This is a genomic window from Bifidobacterium callitrichos DSM 23973 (assembly GCF_000741175.1).
GTDB classification, from domain to species: Bacteria; Actinomycetota; Actinomycetes; order Actinomycetales; family Bifidobacteriaceae; genus Bifidobacterium; species Bifidobacterium callitrichos.
In genome coordinates, this window is the sequence record NZ_JGYS01000003.1 from 43,723 (window position 1) to 63,348 (window position 19,626).

General features: G+C 65.7%; 10 protein-coding genes and 1 pseudogene. 3 read left to right on the forward strand and 8 right to left on the reverse strand.

Going from position 1 to position 19,626, the window contains the following annotated elements:
- Positions 1-19 precede the first annotated feature (19 nt).
- The 5 genes and pseudogenes from pepN to BCAL_RS02115 form a co-directional block, all read right to left on the reverse strand.
- Positions 20-2,629 (reverse strand): aminopeptidase N, encoded by a 2,610-nt coding sequence (gene pepN / locus BCAL_RS02095; protein ID WP_043166824.1) that lies wholly within the window; start codon positions 2,627-2,629, stop codon positions 20-22.
- 110 nt (positions 2,630-2,739) lie between these two features.
- Positions 2,740-4,464: pseudogene (locus BCAL_RS02100) on the reverse strand (ribonuclease J); the annotation flags it as partial.
- 291 nt (positions 4,465-4,755) lie between these two features.
- Positions 4,756-5,661, reverse strand: coding sequence for a 4-hydroxy-tetrahydrodipicolinate synthase (dapA, locus tag BCAL_RS02105; protein WP_043166821.1), 906 nt, complete (start codon positions 5,659-5,661; stop codon positions 4,756-4,758).
- Between the two features lie 118 nt (positions 5,662-5,779).
- Complete coding sequence (gene dapB, locus BCAL_RS02110; protein WP_043166819.1) at positions 5,780-6,535, reverse strand: 4-hydroxy-tetrahydrodipicolinate reductase; 756 nt, start codon at positions 6,533-6,535, stop codon at positions 5,780-5,782.
- A gap of 49 nt (positions 6,536-6,584) precedes the next feature.
- Positions 6,585-10,301, reverse strand: a complete 3,717-nt coding sequence (locus BCAL_RS02115; protein WP_081887193.1) for a DEAD/DEAH box helicase — start codon at positions 10,299-10,301, stop codon at positions 6,585-6,587.
- 195 nt (positions 10,302-10,496) lie between these two features.
- Here BCAL_RS02115 and BCAL_RS02120 point away from each other — a divergent pair, with 195 nt between their 5' ends.
- Both BCAL_RS02120 and BCAL_RS02125 read left to right on the forward strand, forming a co-directional pair.
- Positions 10,497-11,861, forward strand: coding sequence for a bifunctional phosphopantothenoylcysteine decarboxylase/phosphopantothenate synthase (locus BCAL_RS02120; protein WP_043166817.1), 1,365 nt, complete (start codon positions 10,497-10,499; stop codon positions 11,859-11,861).
- 99 nt (positions 11,862-11,960) lie between these two features.
- Positions 11,961-12,728 (forward strand): type III pantothenate kinase, encoded by a 768-nt coding sequence (locus tag BCAL_RS02125; RefSeq protein WP_043166815.1) that lies wholly within the window; start codon positions 11,961-11,963, stop codon positions 12,726-12,728.
- A 9-nt stretch (positions 12,729-12,737) separates the two neighbouring features.
- On the opposite strand, the gene BCAL_RS02130 is transcribed toward BCAL_RS02125, so the two are convergent.
- Positions 12,738-14,165, reverse strand: a complete 1,428-nt coding sequence (locus BCAL_RS02130) for an ABC transporter substrate-binding protein (RefSeq protein WP_052119248.1) — start codon at positions 14,163-14,165, stop codon at positions 12,738-12,740.
- A 359-nt stretch (positions 14,166-14,524) separates the two neighbouring features.
- Positions 14,525-15,877 carry an ABC transporter substrate-binding protein gene (locus tag BCAL_RS02135; protein ID WP_043166813.1) on the reverse strand — a complete coding sequence of 451 codons (1,353 nt, stop codon included), beginning with the start codon at positions 15,875-15,877 and terminating at the stop codon, positions 14,525-14,527.
- A 987-nt stretch (positions 15,878-16,864) separates the two neighbouring features.
- On the opposite strand from BCAL_RS02135, the gene BCAL_RS13650 reads away from it, so the two are divergent.
- Positions 16,865-18,034 carry a LacI family DNA-binding transcriptional regulator gene (locus BCAL_RS13650; RefSeq protein ID WP_238549602.1) on the forward strand — a complete coding sequence of 390 codons (1,170 nt, stop codon included), beginning with the start codon at positions 16,865-16,867 and terminating at the stop codon, positions 18,032-18,034.
- Here BCAL_RS13650 and BCAL_RS02145 read toward each other — a convergent pair.
- On the reverse strand, positions 18,024-19,625 hold the full coding sequence (locus BCAL_RS02145) for an alpha-N-arabinofuranosidase (RefSeq protein WP_043166811.1): 1,602 nt from the start codon (positions 19,623-19,625) through the stop codon (positions 18,024-18,026). The genes BCAL_RS13650 and BCAL_RS02145 overlap by 11 nt on opposite strands.
- Position 19,626: the final 1 nt, after the last annotated feature.

A 19,626-nucleotide genomic window follows, 5' to 3' on the forward strand; every position in this document is an offset into this window, starting at 1 on the left:
TCAACGGATCGTCAACGGGTCACAGGGATTCGTTGTACTTACGGACCTTGAGGGTGCGCTTCGAGGAGTACACGTTCTCCAGAATGATGCGGCGCAGGGCCGCGTCGGCGTCCTCGTGGCCGGCCAGCCAGGATTCGCCGAGCGAAACCAGCTCGGCCGGATCGGCGTAGCCCGGGTAGAGGCCCTCGAGCAGCGCCTCGGCCATGTGGAAGGTCTTGTTCTTCCAGATCCAGTCGACGGTCTCGAAGTACTTGGCGGCATACGGGGCGGCCAGATCGGGGCGCGGGGTCGCGGCGAATCCGCGGGCCACGGCCTCAAGCTGGCTGTTGGTCAGATCGGCGTTGTTGAGCGCCTGATCCCACGCCCACGCCTTCGCTTCGGCGGTGCCCTTGACGGCGCGCGCACCGTAGGCGAACTCGCGGTTCTCCGTGGTCTCCTTCTTCTTGAGCTGGGCGTCGATATCGGCGTCGTCGTACTCGTTGACGGAGGCGAGGGCGTTGACGATCGTCCACGTGAAGTTGTTGTCGATCTCGAGGCCTTCGAGGCTCACGGAGCCGTCGAGCAGGCCGCGGGCGTTGGCAGCGAACGCGGCATCGCCCTCCTCGCCGTATCCGAGGTAGGCGGTGGCGAGCTGGAACTGGCTGTCGGAGCCGGCCTCGGCCGCACCCGCAAGCTTCCACAGCTCGGCGGCCACGTGCTTCAGCACCTCGTCACGGCGGTCGGCGGCCACATAGTGGTGCGCGGTGGTGGACATGCAGGCCAGCGCGTAGCGGAACGTGGTGGACTCGGTCTCGGTGGCGAGCAGGCGCAGCGTCAGGTCGACGAAGCGCTCGGCCGGGAACTCCCCGTCGCGGGTCATGTCCCAGAAGGCCAGCCAGATCACGGCGCGGGCGAGCGCATCGTCGAAGTCGGGCAGACGCTGCTCGGCGAATGCCAGCGAGTTGGCGTCGAAGCGGATCTTCGTGTAGGTCAGGTCCTCGTCGTTGATGAGCAGCAGGGCCGGGCGCGGCTTGCCGGCGGCCGCCGTGACGGCGGTGCTCTCGCCGTCCACGTCGAGCTCGAGGCGGTCGGTGCGCACGATGCGTCCGGTCTTCCCGTCCTCGTTGTAGAAGCCGAGGGCGAGGCGGTGCGGACGCAGGACCGGGTGATCGGCGGGCGCGCTCTGGACGAGCGTGAGCGAGGCGATGGTGCCGTCGCCGTTCTCCTCGAGCTCCGGCGTGATCGTGTTGATGCCGGATTCCTCGAGCCACTTGGCGCTCCACGCATTGAGATCACGGCCGGAGGTGAGCTCCAGCTCGGCAAGCAGGTCGCCCAGCGTCGCGTTGGAGTACGCGTGCTTGTTGAGGTAGTTGTGGATGCCCTGGAAGAACCTCTCACGGCCCACGTAGAACACGAGCTGCTTCAACACGGAGGCGCCCTTGGCGTAGGTGATGCCGTCGAAGTTCACGTACGTGTCGTTGAGATCGTTGATCGGAGCGACGATCGGATGCGTGGTGGGCAGCTGGTCCTGCCTCAATGCCCAGCTCTTCTCGCCGGAGCAGAACGTGGCCCACGCGTCGTGCCATTCGGTGGCCTCGGCGGTGGCGAGCGTGGAGGTGAACTCGGCGAAGGACTCGTTGAGCCACAGGTCGTTCCACCACTTCATCGTCACGTAGTCGCCGAACCACATGTGGGCGAGCTCGTGCAGGACGGTGACGACGCGGCGCTCGGCCAGGGCGTCGGTCACCTTGGACTCGAAGACGTAGGAGTCGCGGATCGTGACCATGCCGATGTTCTCCATCGCGCCCGCGTTGTACTCGGGCACGTAGATCTGATCGAACTTGGCGTACGGGTAGGGCACGCCCCACGTCTTGGCGTAGAACGCGAAGCCCTTCTTGGTGATGTCGAACAGATAGTCGACGTCCTTGGCGAAGGCGTCGGCGACGGCCTGACGGCAGTACTGGGCCATCGGGATCGTGCGGCCGTCCTCGTTGCGGTACTCGGTGTGCCATTCGGCGTACGGGCCGGCGCAGATGGCGGTCAGGTAGGAGCTCATCACCGGAGTCGGGTCGAAGGACCACAGGCGCGTGGTCTCGGCCGGCTTGGCCTCGAGCGTGCCCTCGGCGGTCAGACGGTCGTCGTCCTCGACGGACGCAGCCGGCATGTTGGAGGTGACGATCCAGCTCTTCGGGGCGAGCACCTTGAAGTCGAAGGTGGCCTTGAGGTCGGGCTGGTCGAACACGGCGTACACGCGGCGGGCGTCCGGCACCTCGAACTGGGAGTAGAGGTACACGTTGCCGTCGGACGGGTCGACGGAGCGGTGCAGGCCCTCGCCGGTGTTGGAGTAGCGGCACAGCGCCTTGACCGAGACCTCGTTCTTGGTCTTCAGACCGGTCAGCTCGATGCGGTTGTCGACGAAGGCCTCGGACGGGTCGAGCCTCTGGCCGTTGAGGACGATCTCGCTCACCTCGTCGGCGATCAGGTCGAGGAAGGTGGACGAGCCCGGCTGCGCGTTGAAGCAGATCAGGACGTCCGAACCGAAGGTCTTCGCTCCGACGGTCAGATCGAGGTTCACATGGTAGTGGATGGGCGCTTCGACGACGGCCTTGCGGGCCTCGGCCTCGATGCGGGTCAGATTCGCTCCGGGCATGTATTGCTCCTTATACATGAACAAGGCTCCCCCTTGATAAGGAGGGGGAGCTGGTTTTTACGTGGAATGGTGTGAGGGATGGGACTCGGCGTCTACGACCGTCTTGACGACTACTGGGCGTCGACGTCGGTGGCGATGTCGGCCACGACCGGCACGATCATCGGCTTGCGCTTGAGCTGGCGGGCGATCCATCCGCCGAGCGTGCGACGCATGATCTGCTGCAGCTTGTACGTGTCGGTGGTGCCCTGCATCATCGCGTCGTTGAGCTGCTCGACGATCTGGTGACGGACCTTGTCGAACTCGCTCTCGTCCTCGGCCACGGCGTTCAGGTAGATCTTCGGGCCGGAGACCACGTCGCGTGCATCGGTGTCGACCACGACGAACGCGGAGACGAAGCCCTCGGTGCCGAGGATGCGGCGCTTCTCGAGCTCCTCGTCGGTCAGTTCGCCGACCGAATCACCGTCGACGTACACGTAGCCGCACGGCACGGAGCCGACGACCGCGGCCTTGCCGTGGTAGAGGTCGACGACGTCGCCGTCCTCGGCGAGGACCACGTTCTGCGGGTCCACGCCGGTCTTGACGGCCAGCAGGCCGTTGGCCACGAGGTGGCGGTTCTCGCCGTGGATCGGCATCGCGCACTTGGGCTTGACGATGTTGTACATGTACAGCAGCTCGCCCTCATTGCAGTGGCCGGACACGTGCACGGCCGCGTTGTCGCGGTTGACGACCTTGGCGCCGAGCTGCACGAGCTTGTTGATGACCTTGTAGACGCCGTGCTCGTTGCCCGGGATCAGGGAGCTGGCGAGGATGACGGTGTCGAACTCGTTGATGTGGATGTCGCGGTGGTTGCCGTCGGCGATGCGGCCGAGGGCGGCCATCGGCTCGCCCTGCGAACCGGTGCACATGTAGACGAGCTTGTCGTCCTGGATGTCGTTGGCCTGCTTCAGGTCCACGACGGTGCCCTCCGGGATGTGCAGGTATCCGAGGTCGGCTGCGATGGACATGTTGCGCACCATCGAACGGCCGACGAAGACGACCTTGCGTCCGTACTTGTGGGCGGTGTCGACGACCTGCTGCACGCGGTGGACGTGGCTGGAGAAGCTCGCGACGATGATCTTGCGGGTGGCCTGCGCGAACGCCTGATCGAGCGCCGGACCGATGGAGGTCTCCGGCTTGACGAAGCCCGGCACCTCGGCGTTCGTGGAATCCATCATGAGCAGATCCACGCCCTTCTCGCCGATCTTGCCGAACTCGACCAGATCGGTGATCTTGTGGTCGAGCGGCAGCTGGTCGAGCTTGATGTCGCCGGTGTCGATGAGGGAACCGGCCGGGGTCTTCACGTGCACGGCGAGCGCATCGGGGATGGAGTGGGTGACGGTGACGAACTCGAGCTCGAAGGGGCCGACCTTGAGCTTGTCACGGCCCTGGACCTCCACCTTGGTGGGGTTCTGGTGATGTTCCTTGCACTTCGCGTCGACGAAGGCGAGGGTGAGCTTGGAGCCGATCAGCGGGATGTCCGGACGGAGCTTCAACAGGTACGGCACGCCGCCGATGTGATCCTCGTGGCCGTGCGTCAGCACTAGCGCCTCGACCTGGTCGAGCCGGTCCTTGATGTAGCTGAAATCGGGCAGGATAAGGTCGACGCCCGGCTGCTCCTCCTCCGGGAAGAGCACGCCGCAGTCGATGAGCAGCAGGTGACCGTTGTATTCGATCACGTTCATGTTGCGGCCGATTTCGCCCAGACCGCCGAGCGGCGTGATGCGCATCGAACCCTTGCGGTACTTCGGCGGGGCGATGAGCACCGCATCCTGCTGGGGCGCGGTGGCCTGAGTGCCGACGTTCTGGCGGCGGGAGCGGGACGCGCCGGAGGCGCCACGCGAACGGCTGCCGTTGGAACGGCTCCTGCCTCGCGTGTTGGAGGCGGAACGGCCGGACGTACGTGCGGCGGAGGTGCGGCCCGAAGCCGCGCGGCCGGCGCCGCGGCGGCGGGAACCGGAGGATTTCCTGGCGCCCTTGGCGGCGCCTTCATTGGTATTGCTGGTTTGTTCTTGTGCCATGACTTTCTTGTATTTCCTGTATGTACTTCGGTGCCCCCGCGCTCTCGCGGAGGCGACGTGTGGAGCGCCTTACAGCAGTCCGGCCGCGTGCATGCCGGCCCTGGCCTTCTCGATCTGGGCCTCGTCCGGTCCGATGTTCGGCAGACGCATGGTGGTGGAGTCGAGGATGCCGCGCACCTTGAGCGCGGCCTTGGCCATGACGGCCTGATAGCCGTCGCCGTTCAGGGCGTGAACCAGCGGGGCGAGCTGGTTGGCGAGGCGCTGGGCCTCGTGGATGTCGCCGCGGTCGAACGCCTCGACGAGCTGGCGCATCGGGTGGGCCGCTGCATGCGCGATGACGGAGATGATGCCCACCGCGCCGATGGACAGGAACGGCAGGAACAGGCCGTCGTCGCCCGAGTACCAGGCGAGTCCGGTGCGCTGCTGCTTCTCGACGGCCGCTGCGAGGTCGCCGGTGGCGTCCTTGACCGCCACGACGTGTTCGAGCGCCGCGAGACGGTCGTAGGTCTCGACCTTGACCTTCAGTCCGGTGCGGCCGGGCACGTCGTAGACGATGATCGGCTTGTCGGTGCTCTCGTCGACGGCCCTGTAGTGGCCGACGACGCCGTCCTGCGAGGGGCGGGAGTAGTACGGCATGACGACGAGCACCGCATCGGCGCCCGCCTCCTGGGTCTGTTCGACCATGCGCACGGTGTGCGCGGTGTCGTTGGAGCCGGCGCCGGAGATCACCGGCACGTCCACGACCTCCTTGACCGCACGGACGAGATCGACCTTCTCCTCCATGTGGGTGACGGGCGATTCGCCGGTGGTACCGTTGACCACCAGGCCATCGGCCCCATCCGCGACCAACTGTTTGGCGAGTTTCTGCGCCGCCTCGTAGTCGACCTCGCCGTTGGATTTCATGGGGGTGATCATGGCGGGAAGGATGCGCCCGAACGGGGCAGGATTCAGCAGATGCATATCGCTCTCAGTCATATCGCTTACCGTACTTCGCGTTGTGGACGCCTATTGTTAACTCTCGACGTCGTCGCCCGGACGACGTGACGTCGGCCTTGCGGCCCCGTGTCCCTACGGCCCTACAGGCTCGCAGGGCTCACAGGTCGAGGAAGTTGTCGAGGCCGACGGTCAGCCCGGCGGGGGCGTCGGAGGCCACCTTGCGCACGGCGAGCAGCACGCCGGGCATGAAGGAGCCGCGGTCGAAGCTGTCGGCGCGGATCACGAGCTGCTCGCCGGCGTTGCCGAAGAGCACCTCCTCGTGCGCGTTGAGGCCGCGCAGGCGCACGGCGTGCACGTGGATGCCGTCGACGACCTGGCCGCGCGAGCCGCCGTCGGTCTGGGTGTTGTCCGGAACCGGGCCGAGGCCGGCTGCCCTGCGTGCGGCGGCGATGCCCTGCGCGGTGTGGATGGCGGTGCCGGAGGGGGCGTCCACCTTGTTCGGATGATGCATCTCGATGATCTCCACGGATTCGAAATACCTCGCGGCCTGCGTGGCGAAGTGGTCGGCGAGGACGGCGGAGATCGCGAAGTTCGGCGCGATGAACACCTTCTGGCTCTCGGGCCTCGGACCGGCGGCGATGGCTCCACGCACCTGATCGAGCTTCTCCTCGGTCCAGCCGGTGGTGCCGACGACCACGTCGACGCCCTGAGCGATGAGGGCGAGCACGTTCGTCAGGCTCACGGCCGGCACGGTGAACTCGACGACCACGTCGGTGTTCTCCGGCGTGATGGCGGTCAGGTCGTCGCCCGCGTCAAGCGCCAGCGCCAGCTGCATGCCGTCCGCTCCGCTGACCGCCTCGACGACGTGCGATCCCATGCGTCCCTTGGCTCCAACAACCGAAACCCTGATCATGCCTGCATTCCCTTCTGTTCGGACGTCCGTTTCCTTTTTCTCGAGACTATCATCCGAGCAGCCCCAGAAGATCGTCGCGGCTGAGTGTGGAGATCGTCGCCGGCGCGGCCGCGGCGAGCGCCTCGGCGTCGGTGAACCGGCGCGCCAGCTCGCTTTTGCTGTGCTGCAGGTCGAGGATCCGCTCCTCGATGGTGTCCTTGGCGACGATCCGGTACACATCCACGTCCCGACGCTGTCCGATGCGATGGGCGCGATCGGTGGCCTGATCCTGCGCCGCGGCGTTCCACCATGGGTCGGCGTGGATGACGACGCTCGCGCCCACGAGGTTCAGTCCCGTGTTGCCCGCCTTCAGGGAGATGAGGAAGACCGGAGTGTCGTCCGCGTTGAAGCGGTCGACCAGCTCGAGCCGCCTGCGCTTCGGGGTCGAACCGGTGATCGTGTAGTAGGCGACGTCGTCCCGGTCGAGACGGGCGGCGATCAGGTCCAGGAAGCTCGTGAACTGGGAGAAGACGAGCGCCTTCTTGCCTTCGGACATGCAACTGGAGATGAGCTCCTCGATGGCGGCGAGCTTGGCGGAATGGTCCTTCGCGTTCGCATAGAGCAGACGCGGATCGCAGCAGATCTGCCTCAGCTTCATGAGTTCGGCGAGGATCTGGATCCGGGAGGTGTTGAAGTCGGCGTCCGCGCTGTGTTCGAGCTGCTGGCGCAGACGCTGCTCGTGCGCGGCGTACAGTCTGCGCTGCTCGCCCTCCAGCTGCACGGTGACGGTGGTTTCGATCTTGTCCGGCAGATCGGTGAGGACCTGCGCCTTGAGACGGCGTTTGATGAACACGCCGACGAGCGCCTGCAGCCGGTGCGCGACCCGCTCCCCTTCCGGGTTGACCTCGGCGGCGGCGCGGCCCTCGGCCGTGGATCGGTCGGCGGCACGCGCGTTGGAGATCGGCAGTTCGTAGCGTTCGTGGAATCGCCGGTAGGAGCCAAGGAGCCCCGGCATGAGGAAGTCGAAGATGCTCCACAGTTCGCTCAGACGGTTCTCGATGGGCGTGCCGGTCAGGGCGAAGCGATGCTCGGCGTCGATCGCCTTGACGGCCTTGGCGATCTTCGTGGTGTGGTTCTTGATGACCTGCGCCTCGTCGAGCGCCATCACGTCGAAGCGTACGTCCTTGTAGTCGTCGACGTCGCGACGCAGCAGATCGTACGAGGTGATGAGCACGGAGCCCTTGCCGACGCACCGCGCGATGGCGTCGCGACGCTCGGCCTTCGTGCCCGCTACGGCCACGACGTCGACCCCGGGCGCGAATTTGGAGAATTCCGCCACCCAGTTGTAGACGAGCGATGCCGGGCACACGATGAGCGAGGGCGCGGGTTGGGCTGCGCCGGAGACATCAGCGGCGGTGTCGTCGACGGCGGTGTCGTCATGCGCGTCCAACAACGAAAGCAGCAGGGCAATCAGCTGCACGGACTTGCCCAGACCCATCTCGTCGGCGAGGATGCCGCCGAATCCCTTGTCGCACAGGGTGCGCAGCCACCTGAATCCCTCCACCTGATAGGGGCGCAGCACGTGGGCGAGCTCGTTCGGCACCGCATAACGGCTGGGATCGATGGTCTTCAGCTCGTCCACGTAGCGCATGAACGACGGCTCCTTGCGCACGCCCTCGCCGGCGAGCTCCCCGTCGAGCAGGAACGCCTGCATGCCGGGCAGGGTGACGGGTCCGTCATTGAGCTCCGATTCGTCGAGATCGAGGTCGGCGGCGACCCTGTCGAGCGCATCGAGCTTCGCGCCGCGCAGGTCGACGAACGTGCCGTCCTTCAGCCGGTGGAAACGCTGTCTGCGGCGGTATGAGGCGAGGAGCGCACCCACCTCGTCGGGCGGCACCTCGTCGGCGATCGGCGAGATCTCCACGAGATTCGACCTGATCGCGAGCCCCACGGTCACGCTCGGCGGCTTCGGCGCGAGCAGACGGTCGAAGGCGGGCGTCGTGAACACCCTGCCCATAGCGCGCAGGGCGGGCAGGCCCTCGTCGAACAGGGCGATGATGCGCATGGTCTCGTCTCGTCCGATGAACGCCGGGTCCGCACTCGAGGGAATCGCGAAATACGTGCGCACCAGGTCGAGCATCGCGCGTTCGGCGGCGAAATCATGTCCGGCGCCGACCATCGGCGTCGCGCCGGCGATGAAGTCTCCCCCGCGCTGGGGCACGATCGTCGTCTCGCGATCACCGTAGCGGGCCTTCGCCACGCAGGTGATGCCCTTGTCGTCGCGGTCGAGGTAGAACTCGGGCTCGCATTCGACGGGGCGCAGAAGTTCGATCTCGCGTGGCACGTCCCCGGCGCTCATCAGGCCCGCGTCGACGAGGCGGGGCATCAGCGTGCGCGCGAACAGCGGCGCGTCGTCGAACGCGACGATCTCGCCGTTCGGATCCTCGCCACAGACCACGGGAAGCAGGTCAGCGAACGGTTCGAGCGGCTTCGGACAGCGGACGAACCGGTATCCGACGGCGCTGATGCGCATGGTGGAATGCGCCCGGCTCGTCAGCATGGTATTGCGCAGCGCACGACGACCATGCGCGTCGGCGGGTGGCATGAGCAGCCATACGCCGTCGTCCCCGGCGATCGTCGTCTCAATCGGAGGACGCCCGTGCAACGAGTAGCCGTCGACGCCGCCATCGCCGTTGATGCGGGTCATCGAGACGACGGGCATCGCGTCCGGGCCCTCGCCGTTGACCGGCACATAGACCGGAGACCGGTTGAACCATTCGTCGAGCACCAGTCCGATGCGCGTGTTGTCGGAGCCGGCAGCATCGGGGGCGGCGGCCACGATGTCGAGCAGTCGCGCGGTCTCCGATTCGGCGAGCGGCAGATGCCGGTCGATGCGCACCGATCCCAGAGCGCCGTATCGCACATCCTGCAGGTCGACGGCCCGACGCACGTCCTCGATGCGGTTCAGGAAGCCGAGCATCGCGCGCGAACGCGAGTCGAGCATCGCCGGCGTATGCGTGAACGCGAGCTTCTGCCCGTAGGCGCGGTAGCTCGACAGCCGCATGTCGTCAAGCAGGGTGGAGATCGATTTGAGCACGTACATGGCGCCTTCGACGCCGATGCGGAACTCAACGCTCCACCGCCCGTCGAGATAGCTCAGGATGGGAGCGAGCATGACCGAACCGGGGACGACCTTCGGTTGCGACGCACGGCCGCGCCCGTCCGACGTACCGGCGTTGATCATCGATTCGCGGCGTCTGGCGCGACGAGCCTGATCATCCTGCTCGTCGAGCTGCTGCATCGCCGCGAGCAGCCGACGCGACGACGAGATGGACTGCGGCGCTCCGAAACCGTCGAAACGATCCGGATCGTTGATGAACGCGATCACGAGGGCCGCCATATGCTTGCAGATATCGTAGCCGCGCGCGTATGCGGGACAGGTGCATCCGCCGCCGCTGATCTCACCGGTGTCGGCGTTGAAGTAGACATTGACCGTATACCTGCTGGACGGGCTGGACGTGCCTCTGATCCGCCCGGTTATGGTCGCCGATCCGGTGCGCGCGTCCAACGTGTAGTCGAGGGAATCCATCATCGAGACGGCGTGGTCCGCGATCGAGCGGGCGCGGGCGAGCACGGCCGGCGAGGTGTCGTGCCGCAGCGACGTGTACAGCGGCAATCCCACCGCACCGCCCCGCGGCGCTCCGAACGAGGGGCCGGACATGGCGGGATCGCCGTCGTCGAAACCGTCGGGGGATCCCGACACGCGGCCGAATACGCTCAAGCCCATTGCATCCCCTTCCCGCCATGGTCCTTTCCGTTCCGCCACGGTCCATCATCGCCATTGTAGTGACGACTTGCCACCGCCGACGTGACCTCGCGGCTATACTGGGGCATCGGCGCCGATGGAAGGTCCGCGGCGACCGGCCATGCATGGAGGCATCGGCATACGCGTACCCGGCGAAAACCGGGGCGGGAGGCGGTTATGGCACATATTCTTCTGGGGGTCACCGGCAGTATCGCCGCGTTCAAGTCCTGTCATCTGGCATCCGACTGGACGAAGGCCGGGCACACGGTCCGCGTGATCGAGACGGCCGCGGCCGAACGGTTCGTCACCCCGCTGACGTTCACGTCGCTGACCGGCGAGCGCACACGTACGACGATGTTCCCCTCCCCCGCCGCCGGTGACGCCCTTGGCGACGTGGTCGCCAATCCGGCCACGCGCGAGACGATCAACCATGTGCGCGACGCCGAATGGGCGGACATGCTCGTCGTGGCGCCGGCGAGCGCGGATGCGATCGCCCGCATCGCCGCGGGGATGGCCGACGACACGCTCACCGCCACGGTCCTCGCCTACGAGGGGCCGAAGGCGTTGTGTCCGGCGATGAACGTGCACATGTACGCCAATCCCGTCACGCAGCGCAATCTCGACGTCTGCCGATCGCTCGGATGGACCGTCGTCGAGCCGGGCGAGGGGGAGCTTGCGTGCGGCGACGTGGGTCGCGGGCGCATGGCCGAACCGGAAGAGATCGAACGGGCGGTCGCCGGACTGCTGTCCGACGGGGATGCGACGGTCGCGGCAGACGCATCGGACGAGACTACCGGTACGCCCGATGCGTCGGACACCGTCGACGCATTCTCCGACTCGATCGCTTCGCAGCCGCTCAGGGGTCTTACCGTGCTGGTCACGGCGGGGCCCACGCAGGAGCCGCTCGATCCGGTGCGCTACCTGACGAACCATTCGACCGGCAAGATGGGGTACGCGATCGCCGAGGCGGCCGCCGAGCTGGGTGCGAAGGTCACGCTCGTCTCCGGACCGGTCTCGCTTGAGCCCCCGCAGGGTGTCGACGTGGTGCGAGTCACCACGGCCGAGGACATGTTCGAGGCGGTGTCGGAAACGTTCGCCGCGGCGGACATCACGGTGATGGCCGCGGCCGTGGGCGACTTCCGCGTCGAGCGGATCGCCCAGCAGAAGATCAAGAAGGACGGACGAGATTCGATCACCCTCAATCTCGTGTCGAATCCGGACATCCTCGCATGGGCCGGCGGACGCAAGCGCGACGACGGATCGCAGATCCTGTGCGGCTTCGCGATGGAGACGGAGCATCTGATCGCCAACGCGGCGAAAAAGCTCGCAGCGAAGCACTGCGACATGCTGGTGGCGAACAATCTGCGCGAGGAGGGCGCCGGTTTCGCGACGGACACGAACATCGTGACCGTGCTGACCCCCGGCACGAGCGATCCGAAGACCCCGCAGATCGAACACTGGAACAAGATGGACAAGATCGTGCTGGCCAAGCGGCTGATGCTGCGGCTCGCCGCCATGCACCGTCAGTCGGACGCGGCATAGCGCGTCTGGCGGCTCGGCGGCTCATAGGCACGGCTTACGGAACACATTCAATACGCACTCAATACACACGCAATACACACGCGACACAAGGAGCAACCCATGCTGATGGCGGTCGATATCGGCAACACGAACATCGTGATCGGTTTTCTGGAGGACGGACGCATCGTCGGCACGTACCGCATCACCACGAAGGCGACGCACACGTCCGACGAGTACGGTCTCATGATCACGCAGTTCCTGGAACTCGGGGGCTATACGGCGCGCGACGTGGACGACGTGATCGTCTGCTCGGTGGTGCCGAAGGTCATGTACTCGTTCCGCTCGTCGATCATCAAGTTCCTCGGCTTCGAGCCTATGGTGGTCGGCCCGGGCATCAAGACCGGCATGAACATCCGTCTCGACGATCCGAAGACCCTGGGTTCGGACTGCCTCGCGGACTGCGCCGGCGCCTACCACACGTACGGCGGTCCGGTGCTCGTGGCCGATTTCGGCACGGCGACGACGTTCAACTACGTGGATGCGACCGGCACGATCGTCTCCGGGTACATCACGACCGGCATCCGCACCGGCGCCGAGGCGCTGTGGGGGCAGACCGCACAGCTGCCCGAGGTGGAGATCACGCGTCCGAAATCGATCCTCGCGACGAACACGCGCACTGCCATGCAGGCGGGCCTGTACTACACGTTCCTCGGCGGCGTGGAGTACACGATCGCCCAGTTCCGCAAGGAGATCGGCGAGCCGTTCCAGGTGATCGCGACCGGAGGCCTCGGCCGCGTGTTCCAGAACGACACCGACATGATCGACGTGTACGATCCGGATCTGATCTTCAAGGGCATGGCGTACATCTACTCGCGCAACGTGCGGTGACGATACGCGTCAGCGGATCGTGAAGCCCTGGTTGACGCCGTACTCCTTCAGGTCCGCCTGCCATGCGGCGATGCCCGATGAGAGGCTCACCTTCGGGGTGGGCCGCTCGATCGGCTTGAGGGCGTTGCCGTCCGCGTCGGTCATGCCGGCCTTGATGTCCCGCTGACGCTTCAGATACGACTGCCAGGCGCTGCCCCACTTGTACGCCTTGCCGACGGTGGAGCGGAAGTCGCTGCGCGCGTACACCTCGAAGGGTAGATACTGGTATCCGACCGACACGTTCTCGGCCGCGTCGGCGAGCACTCGGTTGAACTGCTGCCCGCCGAAGTAGGGGATGTCGATGCCGTTCGTGTTGCGGATCGTGGTCTTGTCGAGGAACGTCTCGCTGGAGAGCGTCTCCAGATCGGCGGGGAACGCGCCGCCGTCGACACGCGTGTCGATGCCGTCGCGACTATGCGTGACGTAGTCGACGAACCGGTAGGCGGCCCGCGGCTTGCGTGTGGATTGGAGCACGGCCATCGCCGATCCGCCGTTCTCGGCGTTGGTCGTCCGACCGTCGGCCGTGGGCATCGGCGCCACCCGCCACAGGCCCGCGGTGCCGAGCGCATTGGCCATCAGCATCGACGGCATCCACGCGCCGGAGAACACGGAGGCGACGGTTCCGGTGCTCAGTGCCCGCTTCCAGCCGTTCGACCAGGTGGCGCTCCGGGTGTCGATCAGTCCCTCGTCGATCATCCGCTGCCAGAACTTCGTGAATCTCCTCGTACCCTCGTCGCCGTCAAGGGAGATGGTGACGGTCTTGCCGTCGGGGCTGGTGTGGAACGGCTCGCCGCCGGCAAGCCAGATCATCGCCGCGTAGAAGCTGGCGTCGCCCGAATCGGCGGCGATGTACACGCCGATGTCCTTGAGCTTCTTCGCCGCCTCGTAGTAGTCGTCCCATGTCCTGATCCGCGAGGCGTCGACGCCGACCTGATCGAAGACGTCCTTGTTGTAGAAGAACGCCATCGGGCCGGAATCCATCGGCAGGCCGTACACGCGTCCCGCCAGCTGCACGCTCGACCACGTGCCGGGCGAGTAGAAGTTCGCGTAGTCGTCGCCTACGTAGTCGGAGATGTCGAGCAGCTGGCCGGAGACCGCGTACTGCAGCAGCGCGAAGTATTCGATCTGCGCCACGTCGGGCATGCCGTAGCCGTCCTGGATCGCGGTGTTGAGGTTCTCGTAGCCGGAGATGTTCTTCAGATCGACGACCACGTCGGGGTTGTCGCGCTCGAAGTCGTCGACCACCTCGCCCATGTTCGGCTCCCAGCTCCACACGGTGATGTGGGTGCGCGTGTCGGCCGCCTGACCGCAGGAGGCGAGCGAAACCGTCATGACGAGTGCCGTCAGCGCGACGGCGATGCGTCTGAAACCCCCGTTGAAGCCGATTCTCAAACCCATGTGCCGCGTCTCCCTACGCATTCGTGATGTCATCTCGTCGCCCGCTGTCGCCCGTGCCGTACTCTCCCGCCTCACGGAGGAACGGACGGCAGGCGCAATGGTCACGAGTGTACTCGTCCTCCTGTGACGAGAGCGTGTGAAGCCGTACGACGACGCCGCACGACGATTTGGCGGACACCAAACACCCGGACACCGATGCGTGCGTAAGAGGCCGCCGGACGGCACGAAGGCCCCGCCGCACAATGCGACGGAGCCTTCGTGTGATTGGTTATTGCGGTTTGCGGGACATCGCCCTTCCGGGCGAAGCTGCTATCATCCGGCCAGCTGGCGGCCGGTCTGATGATCGGATATCCGGGCGATCACTTGACGGTGAAACCCTGATCCTTGCCGTAGTCCTGCAGGGCCTTCTGCCAGGCCGCCACGCCGTCGGCCAGCTTCTGATCGCCGGTGTAGGACTTGCCGACGTAGTCGCCGAAGATGGTGCGGGCCTTGACCTCGAAGGGCAGGAACTGGTATCCGGTGGACACGTTCTCCGCGGCCTGGGCCAGAACCTCGTTGTACTTCTGTCCGCCGAAGTAGTCGACGTCCTCGCCGTCGGCGTTCTTCACCGTGGTGGCGTTCTTGAAGGAATCGGATTCCATGGAGGCCTTGTCGGCCGGGAAGGCGCCGCCGGCCACACGGGTGGCCACGCCATCGCCGTGGTTCGCGTACTCGATGAACTTGTACGCGGCGTCAGCCTTCTTGGAGCTGGCGAGCACGGCCAGCGAGGAGCCGCCGTTCTCGGCGTTGGTGGCGGAGCCGTCAGCGGTCGGCATCTGGGCGACGCGCCACTTGCCGGCGCCCGCAGCAGCGGAGTTCGCGAGGTTGGCCGGCATCCAGGCGCCGGTCAGCAGGGAGGCGATGGTGCCGTCGACCATGCCCTTGAACCAGTCCTCGGACCAGCCGGCGGTCTTGGTGTCGAGCAGGCCCTCGTCGAGCATCTTCTGCCAGTAGGTGTTGAACTTCTGGACGTTCTCGTCGCCGGTGAGGTTGATGGTCACCTCGGAGCCGTCGGACGAGGTCTTGAACGGCTGTCCGCCGGCGAGCCAGGTCATCGAGTCGTAGAAGCCGGCGTCACCGGTGTCGGAGGTGATGTAGTAGTTGTCGCCGAGGGCGTGGATCTTCTTGGCGGCCTCGTAGTAGTCGTCCCACGTCTTGATCTGGGTGGCGTCGACGCCGGCCTTGTCGAAGACCTCCTTGTTGTAGAAGAAGGCCATCGGGCCGGAGTCCATCGGCAGGCCGTAGACCTTGCCGGCGAACTGCACGGAGGCCCACGGGCCGGGGGTGTAGAAGTCCTCGTAGCCGGAGGTCTTGTCGGTGATGTCGAGCAGGTTGCCCTTGATGGCGTACTGCGGGATCGCGTAGTACTCGACCTGGGCGACGTCCGGGGCGCCGGAGCCTGCCTCGATGGCGTTGTCCAGCTGCGTGTACTCCTTGGTGTTGGTGCCGACGTTCTTCAAGTCGACCTTGATGCCGGTCTCCTTTTCGAAGTCCTTGGCGACCTGGGTCAGCGTGGGCTCCCAAGCCCACACGGTGATCTCCTGGACGTCCTTCTCCTGAGCCGGCTGGCTGCTGCTGTTCGAGTTGCTGTCGGAACCGCACGCGGCGACGCTGACGAGCATGGCGATCGCACCGGTGAGCGCGACGGCCTTCTTGGCGTTGGTGAACTTCATCGTCCTGATTGCTCCTTCCTTCAGTCGCCATTCGACGACTGTCGATGTTTCCCGCAACCACGGTCCCATCACGTTCTTCCTCGTAGTGATGCTATCGAAAACAATTTGCTCTGTTTCCGATAGCGCGAACCAGCGTATTCCGCCGCTTCGCGGGTATGGTTGCGATAACATGATTCATTATACACAGATTCGCACGACACGCCACTCGCCCACGCGGCCCGCGCGAAGTTCATGCCCCATACCGAGAACAAACCCTCGCCGCCCGACCACCCCACACGCAGCGCCGCCGACACCCGGCGCGTGGCAAAGCACCCCCAACACAGCCAACAGAACAACCGACATCCCGACACATCGCACAATTGACACCGCCTCAGCCATGCCGCCCGGCCACACCACTTCAACCATGCGCCCAGCTATGCCCCGGCGGTGCCGTCCAGCTGTGCCGCCCGGCCACACCGCCTCAGTCATGCCGCCCGGTCACACCGCCTCAGTCATGCCGCCCGGTCACGCCCCGGCTGTGCCGCTCAACGCATTTTTCGGCGATTTTTGCATTGAGCGGCACGACGATACGTCATTACCACCTCACCGCCTTTTTGACATCTTGTCAAAACGGCCATTTTCCAACGATCCTGCGATAACCGGTATCGCAAGGGCCGCCACCGCCGCCGATCTGTCTGCCGCTCAACGCGAAAAAACACCAAAATCGCGTTGAGCGGCACGGTTTTCTGCCACTCAACGAACGTCAACCGATTGACATGTGCTGAGTGGCAGACCCATCACGTCTCCGCCCCCGATCGCCGTGTTGGACCCTACGGGACCGGACGTTTTCACAACCCCACAAGCCCCGTAGCGTCGGAACCTGCAGAATCGAACGCAATGGAACACATAAAAAGGGTGGAAGTGCAGGCGAGACCGTCCCGAACGGAACCAGATAGACTGGAAGCCATGTCAGTCAGCAGCCACAGGAACGGCAGAACGACCATCACGATGGCCGACGTGGCCCGCAAGGCCGGGGTGTCGGTCGCCTCGGTGTCCAACTACCTCAACAAGCGCCCGTATATGAGCGATGCGATGCGCACGCGCATCGAGACCGCCATCGCCGACCTTGGCTATCAGATCAACTCATCCGCGCGCAATCTCAGGTCCGGTCGCACCAGACTGCTCAAGCTCGTCATCCCCGATCTGCGTCAGGTATATTTCGCCGATCTCGCCGAGGACATTCTCACCGAGGCGCGCACGCACGGCTACGGCGTCATCGTCGAATCAACGTCCAACCACCGCGAGAACGAACTCGCCAGCATTGCATCCATGGGCACGCACCCCGCGGACGGACTCATCCTCAGCCCCCTGATGATGACCCGCGACGACATTCCCCTGCTCAACGGCACCTACCCGCTGGTCATGCTGGGCGAGCGTCTGTTCGGCGTGGATGCGCCGCATGTGCTCATCCGCAACCGCGAAGGGGCGTATATGGCCACGACCCACCTCATCGAAGACGGATGCCGGCGCATCGCCGTCATCGGAGCCGTACCACCCGCAAACGAATCGAACTCAGACGTAGATGGTCCGACATCGGACGTCACGGCACCGACACCACCGGATGCCACGACGCACTCGACAAGTTCATCCCATTCATCGACACCGATCGGAAGCCTCTCCGCCTCGATCTCCTCGACCAGCCCTTGCACAGACCCGCCGACGCAGTCCTCGTCCGGCGACCTGCGCACGCGCGGCCACTGCGCGGCACTCGCGGACCATGGCATGAACTGCGACCCGCGACTGCTCATCGAAACCGACGGATGGGACAGCATCGACGGATTCGAGGCGGTCGGCAGGATGCTGGATGACGGTCTCGATTTCGATGCGGTGTTCGCGCTCAACGACACGCTCGCATGGGGCGCGCTGCGATGCCTGCGCGAGCGCGGCGTCGACGTGCCGGGAGCCGTGCGCGTGGTCGGATTCGACAACATCGACGAATCGCGATACATGGCACCGTCACTGACGACGGTCGACCCGGGACGCACCGATATCGCACGGCTCGCCGTCGAGTCGACCATCGCCCAGATCAGGGACGGCAGGCGCGCGCCGGCGAAGCGGATCGAAGCGCCATGCCGGCTGGTCTGCCGCGAATCCTCACCGCAGGGCGTCACGCCGTGAAACGGATCGCGACCCAGGAGACCTGCGGCAGGTCGACGTCGATCACGGTACCGTTCGCCGTCATATCGAGCGGCTGCGGCGTGACCGCATCCGGCTCGGCGGCGGTGTTGGTGCGGTAGATGTCGTCATCGTGCAGGATCTCGGCATGCGTCACCTTCACGCAAGCGCCGCCGATCTCGCCCTCAGCCTTAGCCGCGGAAGATTCCCCGGCAACACCCGGCAGCGAGCTCAGGTCGATCGACACGTCATGCGCGTGCGAGGCGTCGCGGTTCACGATCAGCACCAGTCCCTCACGGGACTCACGATTCCAGGTGACGACCGCGTCGACCGCCTTCACATCGCCGTAGGCTTCCGTATGGATGAGCGGCGAGTCGATCTGCGGCGCATAGGCGTCGCCCTTCGCATGATGCGCGGCCTCGGCGAACGGGTAGAACGTGGTCTGACGCCATGCGGGGCCGTTCGGTTCGGCCATGATCGGCGCGATGACGTTGACCAGCTGGGCGCGGGAGGCGGAACGCACGCGATCGCAATGCTTGAGTAGCGTGATCATCAGCGACCCCTCCACCACCGCATCGGCGGCCGAGTACACGTCCTCCAGCAGATGCGGCGCCTTCGGCCACGGCTCGTGATGCAGCCCCTCGCCGGCGGCCGCCTTCCACGCCGCCTCCTGCTCGTTCCACGCGTCCGAATACCACACGCCCCACTCATCGAAGCTCAGGGCGATGTCGCGGTCGCCGTGGTTCGCCTCGCGCGCCTCGTCGGCGCAGGCGGCGACCGTATCGATGAACGTCGTCATGTCCTCGGCAGCTGCGAGGAACTCCTGCATCTGCTCCCGCGATCGGGTCTTGTGACCGTGATCGAAGTAGTAGGCGTGCGCGGACACGAAGTCGAGATACTGGTAGGCGCGGGTGAGCACGGTCCTCTCCCATGTGCCGAACGTGGGCATGTGCGCGCTGGACGAGCCGCATGCCACCAGTTCCAGCCCCGATTCGGCGAGCTTCATCGCATGCGCGGTCTTCTCCACCGCGTCCGCGTACTCGTCCGGGGTCATGTGGCCGACCTGCCAGGGGCCGTCCATCTCGTTGCCGATGCACCACATCCTCACATCCATCGGCTCGGGGATGCCGTTGGCCACGCGTCGGTCCGCGAGTTCGGTGCCCGGCGCGCCGTTGACGTATTCGAGCTCGTCGAGCGCGGCCTTGAGCCCGCGTGTGCCCATGTTGACGGCGAGCATGATCTCGGTGCCGGCCTTGAGGCTCCAGCGATGGAAGTCGTCGATGCCGATCTCGTTGGTCTCGGTCTGGTGCCATGCGAGGTCGCGCCTGACCGGACGTTGCTCGCGCGGGCCGGTGCCGTCCTCCCAGTTGTAGTTGGACACGAAGTTGCCGCCCGGGTAGCGCACGCAGGTGACGCCGAGCTCCCGTACGAGGTCGAGCACGTCCTCGCGGAATCCGTCCTCGTCGGCGCTCGGATGACCAGGTTCGTAGATGCCGCCGTACACGCAGCGGCCAAGATGCTCGACGAACGAGCCGAACAGACGCTCCGGTACGTCCGCGACCCGCCGCAGCGATCCGATGGTGGTATCGCCCATG